General features: G+C 72.3%; 17 protein-coding genes and 1 pseudogene. 11 read left to right on the forward strand and 7 right to left on the reverse strand.

Annotated features, from left to right (window positions below):
* Nucleotides 1-52 precede the first annotated feature (52 nt).
* A complete protein-coding gene (locus ABZ464_RS31230) occupies nt 53-1576 on the reverse strand; it encodes a DUF4331 domain-containing protein (protein ID WP_359282259.1) in 1524 nt (507 codons plus the stop codon).
* Nucleotides 1577-1788: 212 nt separating this feature from the next.
* Between ABZ464_RS31230 and ABZ464_RS31235 the strand changes: the two genes are divergently transcribed.
* From ABZ464_RS31235 to ABZ464_RS31245, 3 genes are all read left to right on the forward strand, one after another.
* Nucleotides 1789-2331 carry a sigma-70 family RNA polymerase sigma factor gene (locus ABZ464_RS31235; protein WP_359282261.1) on the forward strand — a complete coding sequence of 181 codons (543 nt, stop codon included), beginning with the start codon at nt 1789-1791 and terminating at the stop codon, nt 2329-2331.
* Nucleotides 2328-3149 carry an anti-sigma factor gene (locus ABZ464_RS31240; protein ID WP_359282263.1) on the forward strand — a complete coding sequence of 274 codons (822 nt, stop codon included), beginning with the start codon at nt 2328-2330 and terminating at the stop codon, nt 3147-3149. Before ABZ464_RS31235 ends, ABZ464_RS31240 begins: the two co-directional genes overlap by 4 nt.
* Before the next feature lie 126 nt (nt 3150-3275).
* Nucleotides 3276-3539 (forward strand): hypothetical protein, encoded by a 264-nt coding sequence (locus ABZ464_RS31245; protein ID WP_359282265.1) that lies wholly within the window; start codon nt 3276-3278, stop codon nt 3537-3539.
* Between the two features lie 9 nt (nt 3540-3548).
* On the opposite strand, the pseudogene ABZ464_RS31250 reads toward ABZ464_RS31245, so the two are convergent.
* From ABZ464_RS31250 to ABZ464_RS31260, 3 genes and pseudogenes are all read right to left on the reverse strand, one after another.
* Nucleotides 3549-3677: pseudogene (locus ABZ464_RS31250) on the reverse strand (CoA transferase); the annotation flags it as partial.
* 75 nt (nt 3678-3752) lie between these two features.
* The gene (locus ABZ464_RS31255; protein ID WP_359282267.1) at nt 3753-4535 is read right to left on the reverse strand and encodes an ABC transporter permease; all 783 of its coding nucleotides are present in this window, start codon (nt 4533-4535) and stop codon (nt 3753-3755) included.
* On the reverse strand, nt 4532-5512 hold the full coding sequence (locus tag ABZ464_RS31260; RefSeq protein WP_359282270.1) for an ATP-binding cassette domain-containing protein: 981 nt from the start codon (nt 5510-5512) through the stop codon (nt 4532-4534). Before ABZ464_RS31260 ends, ABZ464_RS31255 begins: the two co-directional genes overlap by 4 nt.
* 63 nt (nt 5513-5575) lie before the next feature.
* On the opposite strand from ABZ464_RS31260, the gene ABZ464_RS31265 reads away from it, so the two are divergent.
* From ABZ464_RS31265 to ABZ464_RS31280, 4 genes are all read left to right on the forward strand, one after another.
* Nucleotides 5576-6289 (forward strand): TetR/AcrR family transcriptional regulator, encoded by a 714-nt coding sequence (locus ABZ464_RS31265; RefSeq protein ID WP_359282272.1) that lies wholly within the window; start codon nt 5576-5578, stop codon nt 6287-6289.
* A gap of 78 nt (nt 6290-6367) precedes the next feature.
* Nucleotides 6368-8383, forward strand: a complete 2016-nt coding sequence (locus ABZ464_RS31270) for a serine/threonine-protein kinase (RefSeq protein ID WP_359282275.1) — start codon at nt 6368-6370, stop codon at nt 8381-8383.
* A 128-nt stretch (nt 8384-8511) separates the two neighbouring features.
* Nucleotides 8512-10236, forward strand: coding sequence for a glycosyltransferase family 2 protein (locus tag ABZ464_RS31275; RefSeq protein ID WP_359282278.1), 1725 nt, complete (start codon nt 8512-8514; stop codon nt 10234-10236).
* Nucleotides 10233-11339 carry a glycosyl hydrolase gene (locus ABZ464_RS31280; protein ID WP_359282281.1) on the forward strand — a complete coding sequence of 369 codons (1107 nt, stop codon included), beginning with the start codon at nt 10233-10235 and terminating at the stop codon, nt 11337-11339. Before ABZ464_RS31275 ends, ABZ464_RS31280 begins: the two co-directional genes overlap by 4 nt.
* A 1-nt stretch (nt 11340) precedes the next feature.
* Here the strand turns inward: ABZ464_RS31280 and ABZ464_RS31285 are convergent, their stop codons facing one another.
* From ABZ464_RS31285 to hmgA, 3 genes are read right to left on the reverse strand one after another with little or no spacing between them, the layout of a single operon-like run.
* Nucleotides 11341-12492 (reverse strand): type ISP restriction/modification enzyme, encoded by a 1152-nt coding sequence (locus ABZ464_RS31285; RefSeq protein ID WP_359282283.1) that lies wholly within the window; start codon nt 12490-12492, stop codon nt 11341-11343.
* A 12-nt stretch (nt 12493-12504) separates the two neighbouring features.
* Complete coding sequence (locus ABZ464_RS31290; RefSeq protein ID WP_359282285.1) at nt 12505-13290, reverse strand: GntR family transcriptional regulator; 786 nt, start codon at nt 13288-13290, stop codon at nt 12505-12507.
* A gap of 26 nt (nt 13291-13316) precedes the next feature.
* Nucleotides 13317-14645: a homogentisate 1,2-dioxygenase gene (gene hmgA, locus ABZ464_RS31295; RefSeq protein WP_359282287.1), complete on the reverse strand. Its 1329-nt coding sequence runs from the start codon at nt 14643-14645 to the stop codon at nt 13317-13319.
* Between the two features lie 176 nt (nt 14646-14821).
* Here hmgA and ABZ464_RS31300 point away from each other — a divergent pair, with 176 nt between their 5' ends.
* From ABZ464_RS31300 to ABZ464_RS31315, 4 genes are all read left to right on the forward strand, one after another.
* Complete coding sequence (locus ABZ464_RS31300) at nt 14822-15346, forward strand: hypothetical protein (protein WP_359282288.1); 525 nt, start codon at nt 14822-14824, stop codon at nt 15344-15346.
* Between the two features lie 87 nt (nt 15347-15433).
* Nucleotides 15434-16051, forward strand: a complete 618-nt coding sequence (locus ABZ464_RS31305; protein WP_359282291.1) for a TetR/AcrR family transcriptional regulator — start codon at nt 15434-15436, stop codon at nt 16049-16051.
* A gap of 127 nt (nt 16052-16178) precedes the next feature.
* Entirely contained in the window at nt 16179-18419 is a 2241-nt protein-coding gene (locus tag ABZ464_RS31310) for a molybdopterin oxidoreductase family protein (protein WP_359282294.1), read from the forward strand.
* Nucleotides 18420-18543: 124 nt separating this feature from the next.
* Nucleotides 18544-19932 carry a citrate:proton symporter gene (locus ABZ464_RS31315; RefSeq protein WP_359282296.1) on the forward strand — a complete coding sequence of 463 codons (1389 nt, stop codon included), beginning with the start codon at nt 18544-18546 and terminating at the stop codon, nt 19930-19932.
* Nucleotides 19933-19944 lie beyond the last annotated feature (12 nt).

Below are 19944 nucleotides of genomic sequence, written 5' to 3' on the forward strand. Positions count from 1 at the left end.
GAGGAGCGCAGGATTCTCCGCGGCCCACCGGGCGATGGGTCCGGCCGGCGCCTCAGTGGCGGCGGTACGACGGACGCTGCATCCGGCGCCACCACATCAGCGCACCGCCGATGAGGAGGATGCCCGCGGCGCCGGCGCCCGCGGACGCGGCGATCAGCGGGGTGTTCTCGGAGGTGGTGGTCAGGCCGTCGCCGAGGGCGCTCTTGGTGTCGGCGCCGCTCTTCACGGTCTTGCCGCGCGAACCGGCGGTCGGCAGGGCGATGTACGGGAAGTAGTTCTCGAACTTCTTGTCGTTCTTGTCGACCGCGTCACCGAGGTCGTTCTTGGAGCCGACCAGCTCACCCTCGACGACCTGCAGCGAGGCGTCGATCACGTCGTCGGTGAGGCGGCGTCCGTTCGGGAAGCCCGCGTTGTCGCCGTCGAGCACGCCGAGCCGCTTGGGGCTCTTCGCCGGCTGGATGGAGGTGTTGAGGCGCAGTTCCTCGGACGGCGTCACGTACGGCGGCTGGTTGAGGTCCTTGACGCCCTTGAGGAACACGTCGACCAGGTCGTTGCGGGGCTCGGCCGGCGCCTTGATCTTGAAGATCGCCTCGATGAGCTTCGGCAGCTCGGGGTTGGTGACGTTCTTCAGGAACTGGCCGTCGTCCTTGGGCTTGGACGCGTTGAACTTGTCCTTGTCCTTGATCGGGTTGACGACCTCGTTGACCAGCGGGTTACCGAGGCGCGAGACCTGCTCGTAGTAGCCCTGCGCGTTCTCGCGCTGGATCGTCGACCACATGCCGACGATCGGCTGCTTCTTCGACTCGGTGATCAGGTCGTTCGGCACCTGCAGGGCGATCGTGTTGACGTTGTAGCCCTTGAGGGTGTCCCGGCCGACCTCGGAGAGGTCACCGCCGTACAGCAGGTCGAAGACGCGCAGGTCGGCGAAGAACGGGTCGTCGGCCTGGCCGGCGAACGTCTTGGCGCCGTTGGAGAGCTTGTAGATCGCCTGGTCGCGCAGCTTGGAGTACTTCGGCATCGAGGCCTTGCCCACGTTGGACGGCGCCACCGGCACATCGTCCGCGAGCTTGGTCTCGTGCTCGACCTTGCCGTTCTTCTCCTTGATCAGGGTCAGGTCGTAGGTCTGGGTGACGTTCAGGTCGGGGTCGTACAGGCTGTCGACCACACCGGTGTTGTAGAGGAAGGACTTCCGGTTCTTCACGTTCGTCTTGAACGTGTAGCGGAAGACCAGGTCCTCCTTCGCGTCGCCGTTGTTGTCGATGCGGACGTCGTACTGGGCGTCCTCGGCGAACTGGTAGAAGTTCGGGCCGCCACCGGGCTCCTCGAACGGGATCACGTTCGCGATGATCGTGGTCGTGTCCGGGTGGTCGGGGCTGACGAACGCGTAGAAGTCGGTGTTGTCGTACTGCGGGGTCCCCGAGATGAGGGGGGCCTCGCGGTGGCTGGAGGCGTTCGCCGCGCCGGGGGCCAGAACGGCGACGCCGGCGGCGGTGAGCCCCCCGGCGGCGAGCGCCCCACAAATGAGAGTCGCGACGCCCTTGCGCCCCGAGCCGCTGTTGGAGATAGCTGCAGTCATGCCGTCCTGCCGTCCGTCCTCTGTGCCAACTTGCCTGACGGACAGTGATACGGACCGGAAGGCCGATCGGATTGGTCGAAAACAAAAAACTTTTTTTCGCTGCTCGACCCGCGTTTCGGCCGTTCGGATCCGTACCCCATCCGGAGGTGTGTCCGTTGCGAATGCCTGGTGTGACGGGACGGCCCGGGTGCGGCCGTGGAGAGGGGGACCGGATGGAGGCGGACGAGCTGCTGGTGCTCGTCGCTGGCGGGGACCAGAGGGCATTCGAGCAGTTGTACGGACTGGTCTCCGGACCGGTGTTCGGGCTCGTGCGCCGTGTCGTGCGCGATCCCGCCCAGTCGGAGGAGGTCGCCCAGGAGGTGCTCCTGGAGGCCTGGCGCTCCGCCGCCCGCTACGACCCCGGCCGGGGCAGCGCCCTGTCCTGGATCCTCACGCTCGCCCACCGGCGCGCCGTCGACCGGGTGCGCAGCGCCCGCGCCGCCTCCGACCGCGAGCAGCGTGAGGGCCGGCGCTACCACGACCCGGCCTTCGACCAGGTGGCGGAGGAGGTCGAGGCGGGCCTGGAGCGCCAGTTGGTGCGCCGCTGCCTGGACCGGCTGACCAATCTCCAGCGGCAGTCCGTCACCCTCGCCTACTACGACGGCTATACGTACCGTGAGGTCGCCGAGCGGCTGAAGCTGCCGCTGGGGACCGTGAAGACCCGGATGCGCGACGGACTCACGCGGCTGAGGGACTGTCTGGGAGGCGCCGCGTGAGTGTGTTCGGAAAACTGTTCGGCCGGGGGGACCTGCATTCGCTGGCCGCGCCCTACGCCCTGGACGCCCTCGAGCCCGACGAGCGCCGCCGCTTCGAGAAGCATCTCGCTTCCTGCGACCGCTGCGCCGCCGAGGTGCGGGCGCTGGCCGAGGACGCCGTGCGGCTCGCCTGGTCCCAGTCGGCGCCGCCGCCGGCCGCGATGCGCGGCCGGGTGCTGGCCGCCGTACGCGCCACCCCGCAGGAGCCGGGGCGTGCGCCGGAGCGGGCGTACGAGCCTCAACTGCCCCCACACGTCTGGGGTACGCGGCCGGCGCCGGGACGCTCCCGTGCGCCCCGCGCGCGCCGACCGGTGTTCGTGCCGTTCGCCACGGCCACCGCCGCCGCGGCGCTCGTCGTCGCCTCGCTCTTCGCCGTCCAGGCGAACCGCACCCAGGACCAGTTGAACGCGGAGCGGACGCAGGCACGTGAGATCGCCCACGTTCTCGCGGCTCCGGACGCCCGGGCGAACACGGGTACGGACGCCAAGGGCCGCAGTATCGGAGTAATCGCTTCCGCATCCGAGGGTGAGGCGATCATCACCTTGAGCGGATACGGGGAGCCGGCCGGCGGACGGGTGCATCAGCTCTGGCTCATGCGCCCCGACGTGCAACCACGCTCCCTGGGGCTTTTCGACGGCGACACGCCCTTGGTCGCGACCGGTCTCGACAAGACCTCGACATCACTGGCTGTGACCGTCGAGCCCGACGGGGGCTCAGCTCAGCCCACCAGCCAGCCGATTGTCCAACTCACCCTGAAATCGGTCGGATTCGGAGAGTGATCGAAGAGGGTACGTCAACCCCCTTGCGGGGAAGGTGATTCCTGAGAGCTCGATACACGCGAGCCCGGACGGAGCGATAGGGTTACCCTGCCCGGGCCGGGTGGACTCGTACGGGTGGGGAGTGACATGGAACAGATAACGATGCGCAGCAGGGCGAGGGTCCCTGCGATCACTTGCGGGAGCAGCGCGACCAAGGCGCGGCTCGACCGCCATCTCTCGGTGCTGGCGGGTCCCGCCATACCGCAACGGGAGACGGTCGAGGCTACCTCGCTCATGCTGGAACTGACCGCACGCGAACCCGCTCACGCACGCAACAGGACCGCCCGCGTCTCGCTGTTCGCACCCCTGCGACGGCTGCGCCGCTCCCTGTTCGGCGGACACAAGCACTGAGCCCGGCGCTCAGGAGGCCACACCGTCCCGGCACAGCGCTGCGATCCCGTCGTCCGTCATCCCCGCGGCACGCAGCAGCGCTTCGGTGTGCTCCCCGAGCGCGGGTACGTCCCCCATCCCCGCCTCCGTCCCGCCCGGCGACCCCCCTTCCCACCACCGCTCCGGGGCCGCTCACCGACACGGCCCCGCACCGCACCGCACCGCACGGGTGTGTCATGCCCGGGGGTGTGCGTACCGCCGTACGGCGAGCGGCGCGAACACCGCGATCAGTACCGCGCACCAGGCCAGCGAACCGGCGACCGGATGCGCCACCGGCCAGGCGGCGCCCTCCGGGACGGGCGCGTTGCCGAACAGGTCCCGCAGCGCCGTCGTCACCGCGCTGATCGGGTTCCACTCGGCGAGCGTGCGCAGCCACCCCGGCAGGTTGTCCGTGGGGATGTAGGCGTTGGACAGCAGCGGCAGCATGAAGGTGGCGCTGCCGAGCTGGCCGGCCGCCTCCTCGCTGCGGGACACCAGCCCGAGGAAGATCCCGGCCCAGGTGCACGCGAGCCGGAACAGCAGCAGCAGGCCCACCGCGCCGATCGCCCCCGCCGCGGAGCCCTCCACGCGCCAGCCGACCGCGAGCCCCACCAGCAGGAAGGGCACCGTCCCCGCCGCCGTGACCACCACATCGGCCGCCGCCTGCCCCAGCGGCACCGCCGCCCGGCTGATCGGCAGGGTGCGCAGCCGGTCGGTCACGCCCCGGTGGACGTCCTGCGCCGCCTGGAACATCCCGGTCATGATCCCGTTGGCGGCGGTCGCCACCAGCAGCCCCGGCACCAGGAAGGAGCGGTAGGCGGCGCCCGGCATCGCCAGCGCGCTGCCGAAGACGTACCCGAAGAACAGCAGCATCGTGATCGGCATGGTCTGCGTCAGGATCACGAGCGCGGGGTTGTTGCGCACCCGCAGCAGCTGCCGGCCCAGCATGGCCGTGCCGTCGTACGCCAGTGCGCTCATGCCGCCGTCTCCTTGTCGCCGCGGCCGCCGGTGTGGCCGTGGTCGCCGCTGTCGCCGGTCAGTCGCAGGAACACGTCGTCGAGGGTGGGCGGTTTCAGACTCGCGTCGAGCAGCGGCACGCCCGCCGCGTCGAGTTCGCGGACCAGCCGGGGGAGGGTGAGCGTGGCATCGCGGGTGACGGCGCCGACGGAGCCCCGGTCGTGGTCGAAGGACGGTTCGGCGCCGGTGAGCCGGTCGAGCACGGCGGCGGCCCGCGCCAGCTCCCCCCGGTCGGCGACGACCACCTCGGCGTAGGAGCCGATGAGCGCCTTCAGATGGGCGGGGGAGCCGGTCTCGGCCACCTCGCCCCGCTCCACCAGGGCTATGTCGTCGGCGAGTTGGTCCGCCTCCTCCAGGTACTGGGTGGTCAGCAGGACCGTGGTGCCGTCCCGCTTCAGCTCGCGCACCGCGTCCCAGATGTCGTTGCGGGAGGCCGGGTCGAGGCCGGTGGTCGGCTCGTCCAGGAACAGGACCGCCGGACGGCGGATCAGGCTCGCGGCGAGGTCGAGCCGGCGGCGCATCCCGCCGGAGTAGGTCGAGGCGGCGCGGTCGGCGGCCTCGGCGAGGCCGAAGCGGGCGAGGAGGTCGTCGGCGCGCCCGGCGGGGCCGCGCACCCGGTGCAGCCGGGCGAAGAGGCGGAGGTTCTGGCGGCCGGTGAGGTCCCCGTCGACCGACGCGTACTGACCGGTGACGCCGATCGCCCGGCGTACGGCCGCCGCCTCCCGGACCAGGTCGTGCCCGGCGACCCGGGCCGACCCCGCGTCCGGGCGCAGCAGCGTGGTCAGCAGCCGAACCGCGGTCGTCTTGCCCGCCCCGTTCGGCCCGAGGAGCCCGCACACCGTGCCCTGTGGCACGGCCAGGTCCAGGCCCCGCAGCGCACGCACCTCGCCGAACCGCTTCTCCAGGCCTTCACTAAGTACACCGTACGTAGTTGTCATGGGTCGACCATAGCGCACTACGTACGGTGTACGTAACTACGATGGTGGGCGAGGTGATGATCGATGGCGGGCCGAGCGGCCGTACCCGAAGTGATCTGGGCCCGTCCCGAGCGGACGGGCCGGGGGCCGAGGCCCGCGTACACCCGTGCCGACATCGCCGCGGCGGCGGTGCGGATCGCCGACGAGGGCGGGCTCGACGCGGTGTCCATGCGGCATGTCGCCGCCGCGCTGGGCTGCGGGACCATGTCGCTGTACAACTACGTCCCCCGCAAGGAGGACCTGTACGAGCTGATGGTGGACGCGGTCAGCGGCGAGCACGAGGCGTGGGAGCCGAGCGGGGACTGGCGGGCCGACATGCGCAGGGTGGCCGACGACACGCGGGCGCTGATGCACCGGCATCCCTGGCTGCCGAAGCTGATGTCACCCGTGTACGGGTTCAGCCCGCACGCGCTGCGGTATCTGGAGCACTGCCTGGCCTGTCTGGATCCGCTGGAGACGACGTACGGCGTGAAGATGCAGCTCGTCGGGATGGTCAACGGGGTGGTGACCATGTACGTCGCCAACGAGCTGGCCACCGCCGAGCGGGTGCGGTCGTTGCCGTGGTCGGAGGAGCAGGAGAACGCGGTGCGGATCGGCTATCTGGGGAGTCAGGTGGCGAGTGGGGCGTATCCGCGGATGGCGGCGGCGTTCCTGGAGGATCCGGGGCCCATAGATCTGGAGGCGGTTTTCGGGTTCGCGGTGGAGAGGGTGCTGGACGCGTTCGCGCCGCGGGGGTGAGGGTGTGTTGGCCCCGCAGTGTGTCAAAAGTCCCGTCTGGGAAGGCTCCTCTCCGCACGGAGTCGAGGGGGTGGGGGCTTGGAATCCCTGGGGGCGGAGGATCCTGGGCGCATCGGTCGGTACCAGCTCCTCGCGCGGCTCGGCGCGGGGGGCATGGGGCGGGTCTATCTCGCCCGGTCGGAGACGGACGAGCAGGTCGCGCTCAAGGTCATTCAGCCCGAGCTCGCCCAGGACCCCGCCTTCCGCAGGCGGTTCGCCCGGGAGGTCGAGGCGTCCCGGTGCGTCGCAGGGCCCTTCACGGCCGGGGTCGTGGACGCGGATCCGCACGGCAGTCCGCCCTGGCTGGCCACCGCCTACATCCCCGGGCCCTCGCTGACGGAAGCCGTGCGGGGTGGGGGGCCGTTCGGTGCGGCGGCGGTCTGCGGGCTGGGGCTCGGGCTGGTGCAGGCGCTCGGCGCCATCCACGCGGCCGGTGTGGTCCACCGTGATCTCAAGCCGGGCAATGTGCTGCTGGCGTCCGACGGGCCTCGGGTCATCGACTTCGGGATCTCGAAGGTGACCGACGCCAGCGCGCTGACCCACACCGGGACCACCATGGGTTCCCCGGGGTACATGGCACCGGAGCAGATCCGCGGCGAGGGCACCGGGGCCGCCACCGACGTCTTCGCGCTCGCGGCCGTCCTCGTCTTCGCGTCCACCGGCACCGGGCCCTTCGGCGAGGCCGCTCCCGACGTGCTGCTGTACCGCATCGTCCACGAGGAGCCGTCTCTCGAAGCGGTCCCGGACCGGCTGCTCGGCATCGTGGCCGCCTGTCTGGCCAAGGACGCGGCCCGGCGTCCCGGCCTGGGCGAGGTCGCGGCCGCCCTCGGGGCGACGGGCCCCGTCCGCACCGGCGATCCACGGCACCTCCTGGTACGGGGCGCGGGGACGGGCCGCCGGGACCCGGACGGCGTCGCGGCGTCCGCCCCGCACGGCCTTCCCCACCCGCCTGCCACGGCCCCCGGCCCCGGTTCCGGGCCCGCTCCCACCCCCGACCCGCCACCCCCCGCCCCCACCCGCCGTCGCCTCCTCCTCGCCGCCGCCGGGATCACCGCCTCCGCCGGTCTCGGGTTCACCGGCTGGAAGCTGCTCGACGACGGGCCCCCGGCGAAGGCGGGCACACGGCTGTGGCGGTTCCCGGTCACCGGTGTGCTCGTCAACCGTCCGGGGGTCGCCGGGGACCTGGTGTACGCGGCGAGCAACGACGGCACGCTGTACGCCGTCGACGTGGCGTCGGGGGCGCGCAGCTGGTCGTACACGACCGGTGCGGCGCTGGGCTCGGCGCCCTGGGTGCTCGGTGGGGTCGCCTATCTGGGGAGCGACGACGGCCGGCTGTACGCGCTCGACGCCCGTTCGGGCGGCAAACGCTGGGCGTTCCGGACGGGCGGGATCGTGCACTCGCCGATGGTCACCGGGGGAGTGGCGTACATCGGCAGCTCGGACGGCCACCTGTACGCCGTCGACGTCTCGGACGGGAGCCGGCGGTGGCGGTTCAGGACGGGCCACGACACCCACTCGCCCACGGTCGCCGGCGAAACCGTCTACGTGGGGTGCAGCGACACCTGCCTGTACGCCGTCGACGCGGCCACCGGCGAACTGCGCTGGCGGTTCACCACGGCGGGCGCCGTCTCGTGGTTCCCCGTGGTGACGGGCGGGCTCGTGTACTTCGGGAGCACCGACCAGAACCTGTACGCCGTCCGGGTCGCGGGCGGCAAGGAGGTGTGGCGGGCGAAAGGGGTCTCCGCCCAGGCCGGACCGCTCGTGGCGCGGGGGACCGTCTACTGCGGGAGCGGCCGCGAGCTGCGCGCCTGGGACGCCCGGACGGGGGAGAGACGCTGGTCGTTCGCCACGGACGGGGACGTCGGGGCGCCCGCCGTCGCCGACGGGGTCGTGTACGTGGGCAGCAGCGACCAGCGGCTGTACGCGCTCGACGCCGGCAGCGGTGAACGGCGCTGGACCTTCACGGCCGGCGCGGAGGTGGGCCCGCCCACGGCCACCGCCGACGCCGTGTACTTCGGGGGCGCGGACAGCCGGCTCTACGCCGTGCGCACCTGACGTTCCCCCGCGCGCTCCACCCGCACTCCCTCGCGCCCCCGGTGGCCGGAACCGGCCCTCGGCGGCGCGTGTCTGAAGCGGTGCGTGGCGTACGGCCGGAGTTCTTCGCAGGGGGAGGTGCGACGCCGGTGTCCGGGATCGCAGAGAGGAAAGCGGGGGCGCAGGCGGGGGCGGAGACGGAGACGGGGGCGCGGGCGTCGTACCGGCGCTGTGCCCGGCTCACCGGGCCGTTGGAGGTGCCGAGGAGCGGCGGCCCGGAGCAGGTCCGGTTCCGGTCCGTCCTGAGCGTCTCGCAGCGAGTCGTCCTCACCGCTCTGGCGCTGCTCACCGCGGGCAGCGGACTCGCGCTCGCCGGGTGGCTGCTGCTGCCCCGGCACGTACCCGGCGGCGCCGCCCCCGCGTTCGGCGACTGGCGGCTGATCCTCGCCCGGCTGGCCTTCTGCGTGGTCGTCACCATCGAACTCGTCAAGGTGGTCCAGGTCTTCGCCGTCTGGACGTTCGCCCGGCACGCCCGCGACCCCGTGCCGCTCACCCCGCCGCTGGGCCTGCGGGTGGCGATGCTGACCACCATCGTGCCCGCGAAGGAACCCCTCGAGGTCGTGGAGCGCACCCTGCGGGCCATGCGGCAGGTCACCTACTACGGCGGCGGCGTCGACGTGTGGATCCTGGACGAGGGCGACGACCCCGCCGTACGCGCCCTCGCCGCGCGCCTCGGCGTCCACCACTTCACCCGCATGGGCCGCCCCGAGTACCACCGGCCCTGGGGCGTCTTCCGGACCCGGACCAAGGCCGGGAACCACAACGCGTGGCGCGCCGAGCACGAGCGCGGCTACGACGTGGTCGCCCAGATGGACCCCGACCACGTCCCGCTGCCCTGCTTCCTGGAGCGCACGCTCGGCTACTTCCACGACCCCGACGTCGCGTTCGTCGTCGCGCCCCAGGTGTACGGGAACATGGACGACCACTGGATCGCGCACGGCGCCTCCGTCCAGCAGTACCTGTTCAGCGGCATCGTCGAGCGCGGCGGCAACGGCCTCGGCGCGCCCCTGCTCATCGGCACCAACCACCTCTACCGGGCCACGGCCTGGCGGAGCATCGGCGGCTACCAGGACTCGATCATCGAGGACCATCTGACCAGCATGCGCGTCCAGGGCACGGTCAACCCGGCCACCGGCCACCGCTGGAAGGGCGTCTACACCCCGGACGTGATCGCCGTCGGCGAGGGCCCCACCAGCTGGACCGACTACTTCAACCAGCAGAAGCGCTGGGCCTACGGCGTCTGGGAGATCAAGCTCAACCGCCGCCTCACCGAGGGCATCCGGCTCGACCGGCGCCAGCGGCTGCTCTACACCCTGGTCCAGTTCTACTACCCGAGCGTCGCCGCGACCCTCCTCCTCGGCACGCTCGCCACCGCCCTCGCCCTGCTGCTCGGGGTCATGACCGCCGGTCTCGAGGGGCCGACCTGGCTGGGCCTGTGGTCCGCCGGGATGGGCAGCTGGCTGTGGCTGTGGTGGTGGCTGCGCCGCTTCAACCTCGCCGAGCACGAGCGGCGCGAACTCGGCGCGAGGGGTTTCGTCCTGGCCCTGTTCGCCGGCCCGGTCTATGTGTCGGCCGCCCTCGCCGCGCTCCTGCGCCGCCCCCTCGGCTACGCGGTCACCGCCAAGGGCGAGCTGCGCAGCCCGGACTCGCCGCGCACCTTCCGGCTCCATCTGCTCTGGGCGGCCCTCATGGCGGCCCCGCTGGCGGCCAGTTACGTCCTCGGCCACACCAACCCGGCGCCCCGGCTGTGGGCGGTGCTGGCACTGCTGACGGGACTGCTGCCGCCCCTGCTCGCGGCCCGGGAGGACCGGTGAGGCTCACGGTCCCCCGGGTGCTCGCCCTCGTCCTCGCCCTCCTGCTCGGCGGGTACGTCTTCGTCCTGGGACCGCATCTCGCGGGCGAGCGGGACCGGCGCCGCGCGGCCGCGATCGACGCGGCGCTGCCGCCCACCCCTCCTCCGCTCCAGCGGGGGGCGCGGGGCACTCGGGGCACCTTCCCGGCCCGAGGGGACGCCTTCGTCGGCGTCATGACCGACGCGGGCGTCCACGACCTCACCGAGGCGGCCCGCTTCACCCGCGCCACCGGACACCTCCCGCAGGTCTACGAGTTCTCCCTGGACTGGGCGAACGACACCTTCGACGCCGGGCCCGTCGACGACGTGGCCCGGCGCGGCATGATGCCCCTGCTGGCCTGGGAACCCTGGGACCACCGGGCCGAGCCCGACGAGGAGCGACTGCGCGGCGTACAGCCCCGCTACCGGCTCTCCCGGATCGTCGACGGCGCCTTCGACCCGTACATCCGCGCCTGGGCGAAGGGCGTCGCCTCCCTCGGCTACCCGGTGGGGATCCGCTTCGCCCACGAGATGAACGGCTACTGGTACCCGTGGTGCGAGGAGGCCAACGGCAACCGGCCCGGCGAGTACACGCGCGCCTGGCGGCATGTGCACCGCCTCTTCGAGCAGGCGGGCGCCGACAACGCGGTCTGGGTGTGGAGCCCCAACGTCCACTACGAGAACGCCACCCCGTTCGAGGAGCTCTACCCCGGAGACGCGTACGTGGACTGGGTGGGCCTGTCCGGCTACTACGGCACCGTGGGCCTGGAGGACTACCAGTCCTTCGACCGGATCTTCACCGCCTCGGAGAAACGGCTGCGCCGGCTCACCGCCAAGCCCCTGGTGATCACCGAGGTGGGGGCCACGGACGCGGCCGGCCGCAAGGCGGAGTGGATCACCGACATGTTCCGCTCGCTGCCCCGCCACCCGGGGATCATCGGGGTGATCTGGTACGAGGCGGTCCGGGTGATCGACTGGCGGGTCACCACGTCCGCCGCGAGCGTGCGCGCCTTCACGGCCGGAGTGTCGGCGCCGCGCTACCGCACACCCTGGTCTCCCGGCGCCGTACCGCGCACCCGACCCTGAGTCAGAGCAGCGCGAACTGCCCCTCCGGGCCCTCCTCCTGATGGTCCAGCACGGAGGCTGGACGCCGTGCGGAGTCTGGGACCGGCAGCACGCCCGCCGCCCGCAGCTCCGCCGCCGTGACGGGGTCCGTCACCGTCAACTCCCGCTGCCACTCGCGCACTTCGGCGAACAGCGCCAACACCGTGATCAGTTCCAGGAGTTCGGACGTCCACGTCTGCTGCCAGGCCGCCGGGCGGATCGCCGCCAGGGTGCCCGGCTCGGCGCTCTCGGCGGTCCGGGCCGTGAACCACTGCTCCAGGACCCGTACCCCCGCGCCCGTCTCGACGTCCCAGGCCTGCGGCGGGACCGGCGAGATCCGGCCTTCGTCGAGATGCAGGGCTTCCTCCTCACGGTCGTAGAGGAGGGTCAGCGGGTGGGCCGGGAGCGGGGCGCGGACGTAGGGGCGGCGGCCGCCGGGCAGCTTGGGGCGCTCGCCGTCCCGCCGCAGCAGCCACAGCGCCCGCCGGCCCGACTCGACACCCCGGGCCCACAGCGCGGGGTCCCGGGGGATCGGGACGGTGAGATCGGGGCGGACGGCCGTCAGGGTCCAGGCCAGGAAGTCCACCGGATCGGGGGAGTGGCCCAGGTGCTCCAGGAGGCCGGGCGCCAGATTCGGCTCGGCGCCGCCCGGCCGCCGGTACAGCGGGCGGACACGGCCGGGCCGCAGCAGGGGCAGCAGGGAGGTGGCGAGGAGCGGGGCCTTCGGCAGCTCGGGGGTCTCCACCACGAACACCTGCCGTTCGTCGGCCACCCGCCACAGTTCGGGGCGGGCCGCGTCGATCAGCCGGTGGTCGGGGATCAGCCACCGCTCGTCGAAGGGGGCGGCCAGCACCCGTACCGGCTCCGGGCAGGGGCCGGACGCCCGGACCAGCCGTTCGGTGCCGCCCGTACCGCCCGGCAGTTGGCCGACCGCGGTGTGCAGGGTGCGCGAGCGCGTCGGCTCGAACAGGGCCTCGCGCTCCGGTCCCTCGGCCGTCACCAGGGCGTCCCACCGGGCCTTCAGGGACGCCGGGTCGGCGGCCGTCGGCCACCCCCGGCCGAGCCGCGGCGGTGCGACGGACCACGGCATGAGGTCCGCCAGCGGCGGAGCGTCGTCGTGCGTCACGCTGGGCATGGTACGTGGTGCTCAGGTCGCGGCGGGGGTCGAGTCGAGAGCGGAGTCGGGGGTCGCGTCGAGGGTGACCGTGAAGGAGAAACGGTCCCCCCGGTAGTGGATGACGGCCGCGTCGAGCACCCGCCCGTCGCCGTCGTAGGTGACCCCCGTGTAGTGCAGGATCGGGCTCAGCAGCGGCACCCGGAGGAGCTGGGCGGTCTCCGGGTCCGCGAGCCGGGCCTCGACCGTGTCCGTGATCCGGGCGATGTCCGCGCCCACGACGTCCCTGAGCACCTTGGTCATCGGCCAGCGCACCAGGTCGTCCGGGTCGATCCGGGCGGCGATCTCGGGACGGACGTAGTTGCGGGCGTGGTTGGTCGGCTCGCCCGTCTTCTCGTCGCCGCGCAGCCGGTGGTACGTCGCCACCTCGGCCAGGTCAGGGAAGTGCTCGGCGAGTTCGGCGGGCACCGGGGCCCGCCCATGGCCGAGGAGCTGGGTCACCATGCCGGACTGCTGGGCCACGATCGCGTCGACCGAGCCCAGCAGCCGCACCGGCGCACCCCGGCGCACGTCCGGCTCGATGAACGTGCCGCGCCGCCGGTGCCGGCTGATCAGCCCCTCGTCCTCCAGCTCCTTCAGCGCCTGCCGCATGGTCAGCACGCTCACCCCGTAGTGCTCCGCCAGCTGCTCCTCGGTGGGCAGCCGCAGCGGGTCGCGGGGTGAGCGGCCGAGTATCGAGGCGCGCAGCGACTGCGACACCTGGTACCAGAGCGGCAGTTTGCGGTTCAGGACGATCGAGTCCGGGGCGAAGGAGGTCACGGGCCATCCGTACCGGTCGCAATGAGTCAGGGCAAGGGGCGGAAGTGGCGTTCGAGGCCGTTCCACACGTCGTCGTACCGCCGTTGCAGATGGTCCGCGCCGGCCGCGTGCGGGGTGAGGGTGAGCGGCCACCGCGTCTCGAACATGAACGCGAGGCCGTCGTCGACCCGCTGGGGCCGCAGCTCGGCGGCGCTCGCCCGGTCGAAGGTCTCCCGGTCCGGGCCGTGCGCCGACATCATGTTGTGCAGCGAGCCGCCGCCCGGCACGAAGCCGCCTTTTCCGGCCGTCTTCGCGTCGTAGGCGCCCTCGATCAGCCCCATGTACTCGCTCATCACGTTCCGGTGGAAGTACGGCGGCCGGAAGGTGTCCTCGCCCACCAGCCAGCGCGGCGCGAACACCACGAAGTCGACCCCGGCCAGGCCCGGGGTGTCCGACGGGGACGTCAGCACCGTGAAGATCGACGGGTCGGGATGGTCGTACGAGATGGTCCCGATGACGTTGAAACGGCGCAGGTCGTAGACGTACGGGACATGGTTGCCGTGCCAGGCGACCACGTCGAGCGGCGAGTGGCCGTAGGTCGCGCTCCAGAGGTGGCCGCAGAACTTGTTGACCACCTCCACCGGGCCCTCGACGTCCTCGTACGCGGCGACGGGCGCGCGGAAGTCGCGGGGGTTGGCCAGTCCGTTGGCGCCGATCGGGCCGAGCTCGGGGAGGTGGAAGGGGGCGCCGTGGTTCTCGCAGACGTACCCGCGCGCGGAGGCGTCCAGGAGTTCCACGCGGAAGCGCACCCCGCGCGGGATCAGTGCCACCTCGCCCGGCTCGGCCTGCAGCAGCCCGAACTCCGTGCGCAGCAGCAGCCCGCCGCGCTCGGGCACGATCAGCAGCTCGCCGTCGGAGTCGCCGAAGACCCGGTCCATGGAGGCGTTCGCGTGGTAGAGGTGCACGGCCATGCCGGTGCGCCGGGCGGCGTCGCCGTTGCCGCCGAGGGTCCACAGGCCGGCGAGGAAGTCGGTGCCCTCGGCGGGCTCGGGCAGCGGGTCCCAGCGCAGCCGGTTGGGGTCGGCGACCGTCTCGGTGAACGGCCCGGTGCGCAGCGTCCCGTCATCGGCGCGGGTGAACGCCGGGTGCGCGGCCGAGGGGCGGATCCGGTACAGCCAGGAGCGGCGGTTGTGGGCGCGCGGCTCGGTGAAGGCCGTACCGCTGAGCTGTTCGGCGTACAGGCCGAGCGGGGCGCGCTGCGGCGAGTTGCGGCCCTCGGGGAGGGCGCCCGGCACCGCCTCGGAGGCGTGCTCGTTGCCGAACCCCGGGAGATAGGACAGCCCCTCGGCGGTCTTGCGTGCGTCCCCGCTGCTCATCGTCGCTCCCTTGCGTGGCGGTTCCTTGCCCGGCCGATTCCTATGCATCACCGTAGGATTGCGTTTTCGAGGGCGCAAGAGGTCCGCCGCTCCTCCTCACTGAGGACGATCACACCCGGCCAGAACCAGACCCCAGGGGGATCCGCGTGTCGGACAGGTGCTCTAATCTCCCGGGCATGTCCTGGAAGCGCGCAGCCGTCGCCGCGCTCACGGTCTGTGTCCTGCCGCTGGCCGCAGCCGTGGGCTGCGGGTCCGGTGATGCCCGGGAACAGGGGACCGTGGTGTCGCCCTCACCCGTCGGCAAGGTCCTGGACGACACGGACGACGACGGGCGCCACTACCGCGAGGTGGACAAGAAGGGGGCGCCCGGGGTGGGCGTCGAGGTCCAGCCCGACAGCGACGGCAGCTGGGACGTCCGGCTGCGCCTGACCGACTTCCGCTTCACGCCGTCGGGCGCGCCGGCCAAGGCGGTCACCGGCCGCGGCACCGCCCGGCTCTCGGTCGACGGCCAGCCCGTGGCCGATCTGCGCACCCCGGCCTACCGCATCCCGGCCGGCTACCTCCCGCACGGCACCCACGAGGTCACCGCACGGCTGTACGCCGACGACGGCACGGTCTGGGCGGTCGACGGCAAGCCCGTCGAGAGCACGGCCGACATCACCGTCTCGGAGCCGTCCCCCGGCGCGTCGGAATCGGGTTGAGCGCAGGGTGAGAGCAGGTTGAGTGCATCTGTCACCTTTCTCCGTACCGAGGGGCGAGGTTCCACCAGGCCGCGACGGAAAGGCATCATGAAGTCCGTGCCCCAAGCGACATCGCTCCGCCGCGCGCCGGTCCAGCGGCGCAGTGCCGAACGGCTGACCAGGATCCTGGACGCCTGCGCCGACCTGCTGGACGAGGTCGGCTACGACGCCCTGAGCACGCGCGCCGTCGCCCAGCGCGCCGGCGTGCCCATCGGCTCCGTCTACCGCTTCTTCGGCAACAAGCGCCAGATGGCCGACGCCCTCGCCCAGCGCAACCTGGAGCGCTGGTCCGAGCGGGTCACCGAGCGGCTGAAGGGGGCCCGGCACGGTGACTGGCGGGCCGCCATGGACGCCGTGCTCGACGAGTACCTGGCCATGAAGCGCACCGCGCCCGGCTTCTCCCTCGTCGACTTCGGCAACCAGATCCCGGTCGGCGCCCGCCAGGCCGAACCCAACCACCGCGTCGCCGACCGCCTCGCCGACCTCCTCTCCGTCCACCTCGACCGCACCCCCGACGACGACCTGCGCCGCACCTTCCTCATCGCCGTCGAAACCGCCGACACCCTCGTCCAGCTGGCCTTCCGCGTGGACCCGGAGGGCGACGCGAAAGTGATCGCGGAGATGCGGGAGCTGCTGCGGGCCTATCTGGGACGGGTGCTGGACTGACCCGCCTCGTCGGCGCCGGCAGCGGTGTGATCCTCATCGGCCGAGTCGGGGGACCCCTCGCCGTTGCCCATACCGCTCGGTATGCTCGGCCGCACCAAGGCAACGCCGCCGCCCCCCGGGAGGACCCGTGTCCCGCACCGCCCTGCGAATCTGCCCCCTGTGCGAGGCCACCTGTGGCCTCACGCTGACCATCGAGGGGAGCAAGGTCACCGGTGCCCGCGGGGACCGGGAGGACGTGTTCAGCAAGGGGTTCATCTGCCCCAAGGGCGCCAGCTTCGGGGCCGTGGACGGGGATCCCGACCGGCTCCGCACCCCCCTCGTCCGCCGGGACGGGGAGCTGCGCGAGGCCACCTGGGCGGAGGCCTTCGACGCCGTGGCCGCCGGGATCCGGCCGGTCGTCGAACGGTACGGCCCGCACTCCGTCGGGATCGTGCTCGGCAACCCCAACGTCCACACCGTGGCCGGCGCCCTCTACCCGCCGGTGCTGGTCGCCGGGATCGGCACCCGCAGCCTGTTCACCGCCTCCACGGTCGACCAGATGCCCAAGCACGTCTCCAGCGGGCTGCTCTACGGCGACGCCCTCGCCATCCCCGTGCCCGACCTGGACCACACCGACCATCTGCTGCTGATCGGCGCCAACCCCCTGGAATCCAACGGGAGTCTGTGCACCGCCCCCGACTTCCCCGGCAAGCTGAAGGCGCTCAAGGCCCGCGGCGGCACGCTCACCGTCATAGACCCGCGCCGCACCCGCACCGCCAGGCTCGCCGACCGGCACCTCGAGATCAGGCCCGGCACCGACGCCCTCCTCCTCGCGGCGATGACGTACGTCCTCTTCGAGGAAGGCCTCGTGGACCTGGGGGAGTTGGCCCCGCACGTCGAAGGCGTCGACGAAGTCCGGGACGCCGTACGGGAGTTCACCCCCGAGGCGGTCGCCCCGGCCTGTGATGTCGACGCCGGTGTCATCCGGGCCCTCGCCCGGGAACTCGCCGCCGCCCCCACCGCCTCCGTCTACGGCCGCATCGGCAGCTGCACGGTCCCCTTCGGCACCCTCGGCAGCTGGCTCGTGGACGTCCTCAACATCCTCACCGGCAATCTGGACCGGCCCGGCGGCGCCCTCTTCCCGCTGGCCGCGACCGACCGGACGCCCCGCCCGGCCGGACCCGGCCGGGGCTTCGCGCTGGGCCGCTGGCACTCCCGGGTCAGCCGGTACCCGGAGGCGAAGGGCGAGCTGCCGCTCTCCGCGCTCGCCGAGGAGATCGACACCGCGACGGACGAGGGCGAGCCGATCCGCGCGCTCATCGCCGTCGCCGCCAACCCCGTGCTGTCCGCGCCGGACGGCGACCGCCTCGACAAGGCGCTCGGCGCGCTCGACTTCATGGTGAGCGTCGACCCGTACCTCAACGAGACCTCCCGCCACGCCGACGTCGTGCTGCCGCCGCCCCCGCCCTCCCAGAGCCCGCACCACGACTTCGCCTTCAACGCGCTCGCCGTGCGCAACCAGGTCCGCTACTCGCCCCCGGCCGTCCCGCTGGAGCCCGGCCGGATGGCCGAGAGCGAGATCCTCGCCCGGCTGGTCCTGGCCGCCACCGGGATGCACGGCGCCGACCCGTCCGCCGTCGACGACCTGGTCATCGCGCAGACCCTCGGCAAGGCCGTCAAGGAGACCCACTCGCCCGTGCACGGCCGCGACCCGCAGGAGCTCGCCACGCGGCTCACCGGCGAGACGGGCGTCGAACGCCGGCTCGACCTGATGCTCCGCCTCGGCCCCTACGGCGAGGGCTTCGGCGCCGACTCCGAGGGACTCACCCTCGCCCGCCTCCTCGACCACCCGCACGGCATCGACCTCGGACCGCTCGCCCCGCGCCTGCCGCAGCCGCTGAAGACCAGGAGCGGGCGGATCGAGCTGCTGCCCCAGCCGATCGTCGACGATCTCCCCCGGCTCACCGCCGCCCTGCGCGAGCGGCCCGCCGGACTCGTCCTCGTCGGCCGCCGTCATCTGCGCTCCAACAACAGCTGGATGCACAACGTCCCGGCCCTCACCGGCGGCACCAACCGCTGCACGCTGCACATCCACCCCGAGGACGCCGAGCGGCTGGGCGTACGGGACGGGGCGCCGGTGCGGGTGAAGGGCGCCGGGGGAGAGGTGACCGCCCCGGCCGAGGTCACCGAGGGCGTGCGCCGGGGCGTGGTGAGCCTGCCGCACGGCTGGGGCCACGACCGGCCCGGCACCCGGCTCGGCCACGCCGCGACGGACCCCGGTGTCAACGTCAACCAGCTCCTCGACGGCAGCCTGCTGGACCCCCTGTCGGGCAACGCGGTCCTCAACGGCGTGCCCGTCGAGATCGCCGCACTCGTCGCAACGCCGTGACCTGGAGTATTGCGCTTATTGCTCGCGCGTCAACGTCTTGTTAACGCCGATTGAACGGACCTAACGTCAACGCACCGCCGACCCCCAGGTGGGATGTTCAAGGGCGAACGTTAGGTATCCATTCATGTTGACCATCCTCGGCTTCGCCATGATCGCGACCTTCCTGGTCCTGATCATGATGAAGAAGATGTCGCCGATCGCGGCGCTCGTGCTGATCCCGGCGCTGTTCTGCGTCTTCGTCGGAAAGGGCGCCAAGCTCGGTGACTATGTCATCGCAGGCGTCGGCAGCCTCGCCCCGACGGCGGCGATGCTCATGTTCGCGATCGTCTACTTCGGTGTGATGATCGATGTCGGCCTCTTCGACCCGATCGTCCGGGGCATCCTGAAGTTCTGCAAGGCCGACCCGCTGCGCATCGTCGTCGGCACGGCGCTGCTCGCCGCGATCGTCTCCCTCGACGGCGACGGCTCCACCACCTTCATGATCACCGTCTCGGCGATGTACCCGCTGTACAAGCGCCTGAAGATGAGCCTGGTCGTGATGACCGGCGTGGCCGCCATGGCCAACGGCGTGATGAACACGCTGCCCTGGGGCGGCCCGACCGCCCGCGCCGCGACCGCGCTGAAGCTCGACGCGAGCGACATCTTCGTGCCGATGATCCCGGCGCTGGCCGTGGGCCTCCTCTTCGTCTTCGTCCTCTCGTACGTCCTCGGCCGCCGCGAGCGCAAGCGGCTCGGCGTGCTGACGCTGGACCAGGCGCTGGAGCCCCAGGAGGCCGAGACCGTCCTCGTGGGCGCCGGCGCCGGCACCGATACGAAGGCCACCGGGGGCAACGGCGGCGCGTCCCTCCCCGAGGAGCCGCAGGACGAGGGCTTCCAGGGCCTCGACCCCGACCGGGCCACCCTGCGCCCCAAGCTGTACTGGTTCAACGCGCTGCTCACGGTCACCCTGCTCACCGCCATGATCATGGAGTGGCTGCCGATCCCGGTGCTGTTCCTGCTCGGCGCCGCCGCCGCGCTCACCGTCAACTTCCCGCACATCCCGGACCAGAAGGCCCGGCTCGCCGCCCACGCCGACAACGTCCTCAACGTCTCCGGCATGGTCTTCGCCGCCGCCGTCTTCACCGGCGTCCTCCAGGGCACCGGTATGGTCGACCACATGGCCAAGTGGATGGTCGACGTCATCCCCTCGGGCATGGGCCCGCACATGGCCCTCGTCACCGGTCTGCTGAGCCTCCCGCTCACCTACTTCATGTCCAACGACGGCTTCTACTTCGGCGTCCTGCCGGTCCTCGCCGAGGCCGGCGCCGCGCACGGGGTCACGCCGCTGGAGATGGCCCGCGCCTCGCTCGTCGGCCAGCCCCTGCACATGTCGAGCCCGCTCGTCCCGGCCGTCTACGTCCTGGTCGGCATGGCGAAGGTCGAGTTCGGCGACCACACCCGCTTCGTGGTCAAGTGGGCCGCCCTGACCTGCCTGGTGATCCTCGGGGCGGGCCTGCTGTTCGGCATCATCTGACACACACCCGCT

It is taken from the genome of Streptomyces sp. NPDC005820 (assembly GCF_040630255.1).
GTDB lineage: Bacteria > Actinomycetota > Actinomycetes > Streptomycetales > Streptomycetaceae > Streptomyces.

What these genes read in the sequence shown, in the direction of transcription:
- ABZ464_RS31230 (WP_359282259.1), bottom strand. Translation starts at nt 1,576, where the DNA reads ATGACTGCAGCTATCTCCAACAGCGGCTCGGGGCGCAAGGGCGTCGCG.
- ABZ464_RS31255 (WP_359282267.1), bottom strand. Translation starts at nt 4,535, where the DNA reads ATGAGCGCACTGGCGTACGACGGCACGGCCATGCTGGGCCGGCAGCTG.
- hmgA (WP_359282287.1), bottom strand. Translation starts at nt 14,645, where the DNA reads ATGAGCAGCGGGGACGCACGCAAGACCGCCGAGGGGCTGTCCTATCTC.
- ABZ464_RS31235 (WP_359282261.1), top strand. Translation starts at nt 1,789, where the DNA reads ATGGAGGCGGACGAGCTGCTGGTGCTCGTCGCTGGCGGGGACCAGAGG.
- ABZ464_RS31300 (WP_359282288.1), top strand. Translation starts at nt 14,822, where the DNA reads ATGTCCTGGAAGCGCGCAGCCGTCGCCGCGCTCACGGTCTGTGTCCTG.
- ABZ464_RS31285 (WP_359282283.1), bottom strand. Translation starts at nt 12,492, where the DNA reads ATGCCCAGCGTGACGCACGACGACGCTCCGCCGCTGGCGGACCTCATG.
- ABZ464_RS31315 (WP_359282296.1), top strand. Translation starts at nt 18,544, where the DNA reads ATGTTGACCATCCTCGGCTTCGCCATGATCGCGACCTTCCTGGTCCTG.
- ABZ464_RS31305 (WP_359282291.1), top strand. Translation starts at nt 15,434, where the DNA reads ATGAAGTCCGTGCCCCAAGCGACATCGCTCCGCCGCGCGCCGGTCCAG.
- ABZ464_RS31245 (WP_359282265.1), top strand. Translation starts at nt 3,276, where the DNA reads ATGGAACAGATAACGATGCGCAGCAGGGCGAGGGTCCCTGCGATCACT.
- ABZ464_RS31265 (WP_359282272.1), top strand. Translation starts at nt 5,576, where the DNA reads ATGGCGGGCCGAGCGGCCGTACCCGAAGTGATCTGGGCCCGTCCCGAG.
- ABZ464_RS31260 (WP_359282270.1), bottom strand. Translation starts at nt 5,512, where the DNA reads ATGACAACTACGTACGGTGTACTTAGTGAAGGCCTGGAGAAGCGGTTC.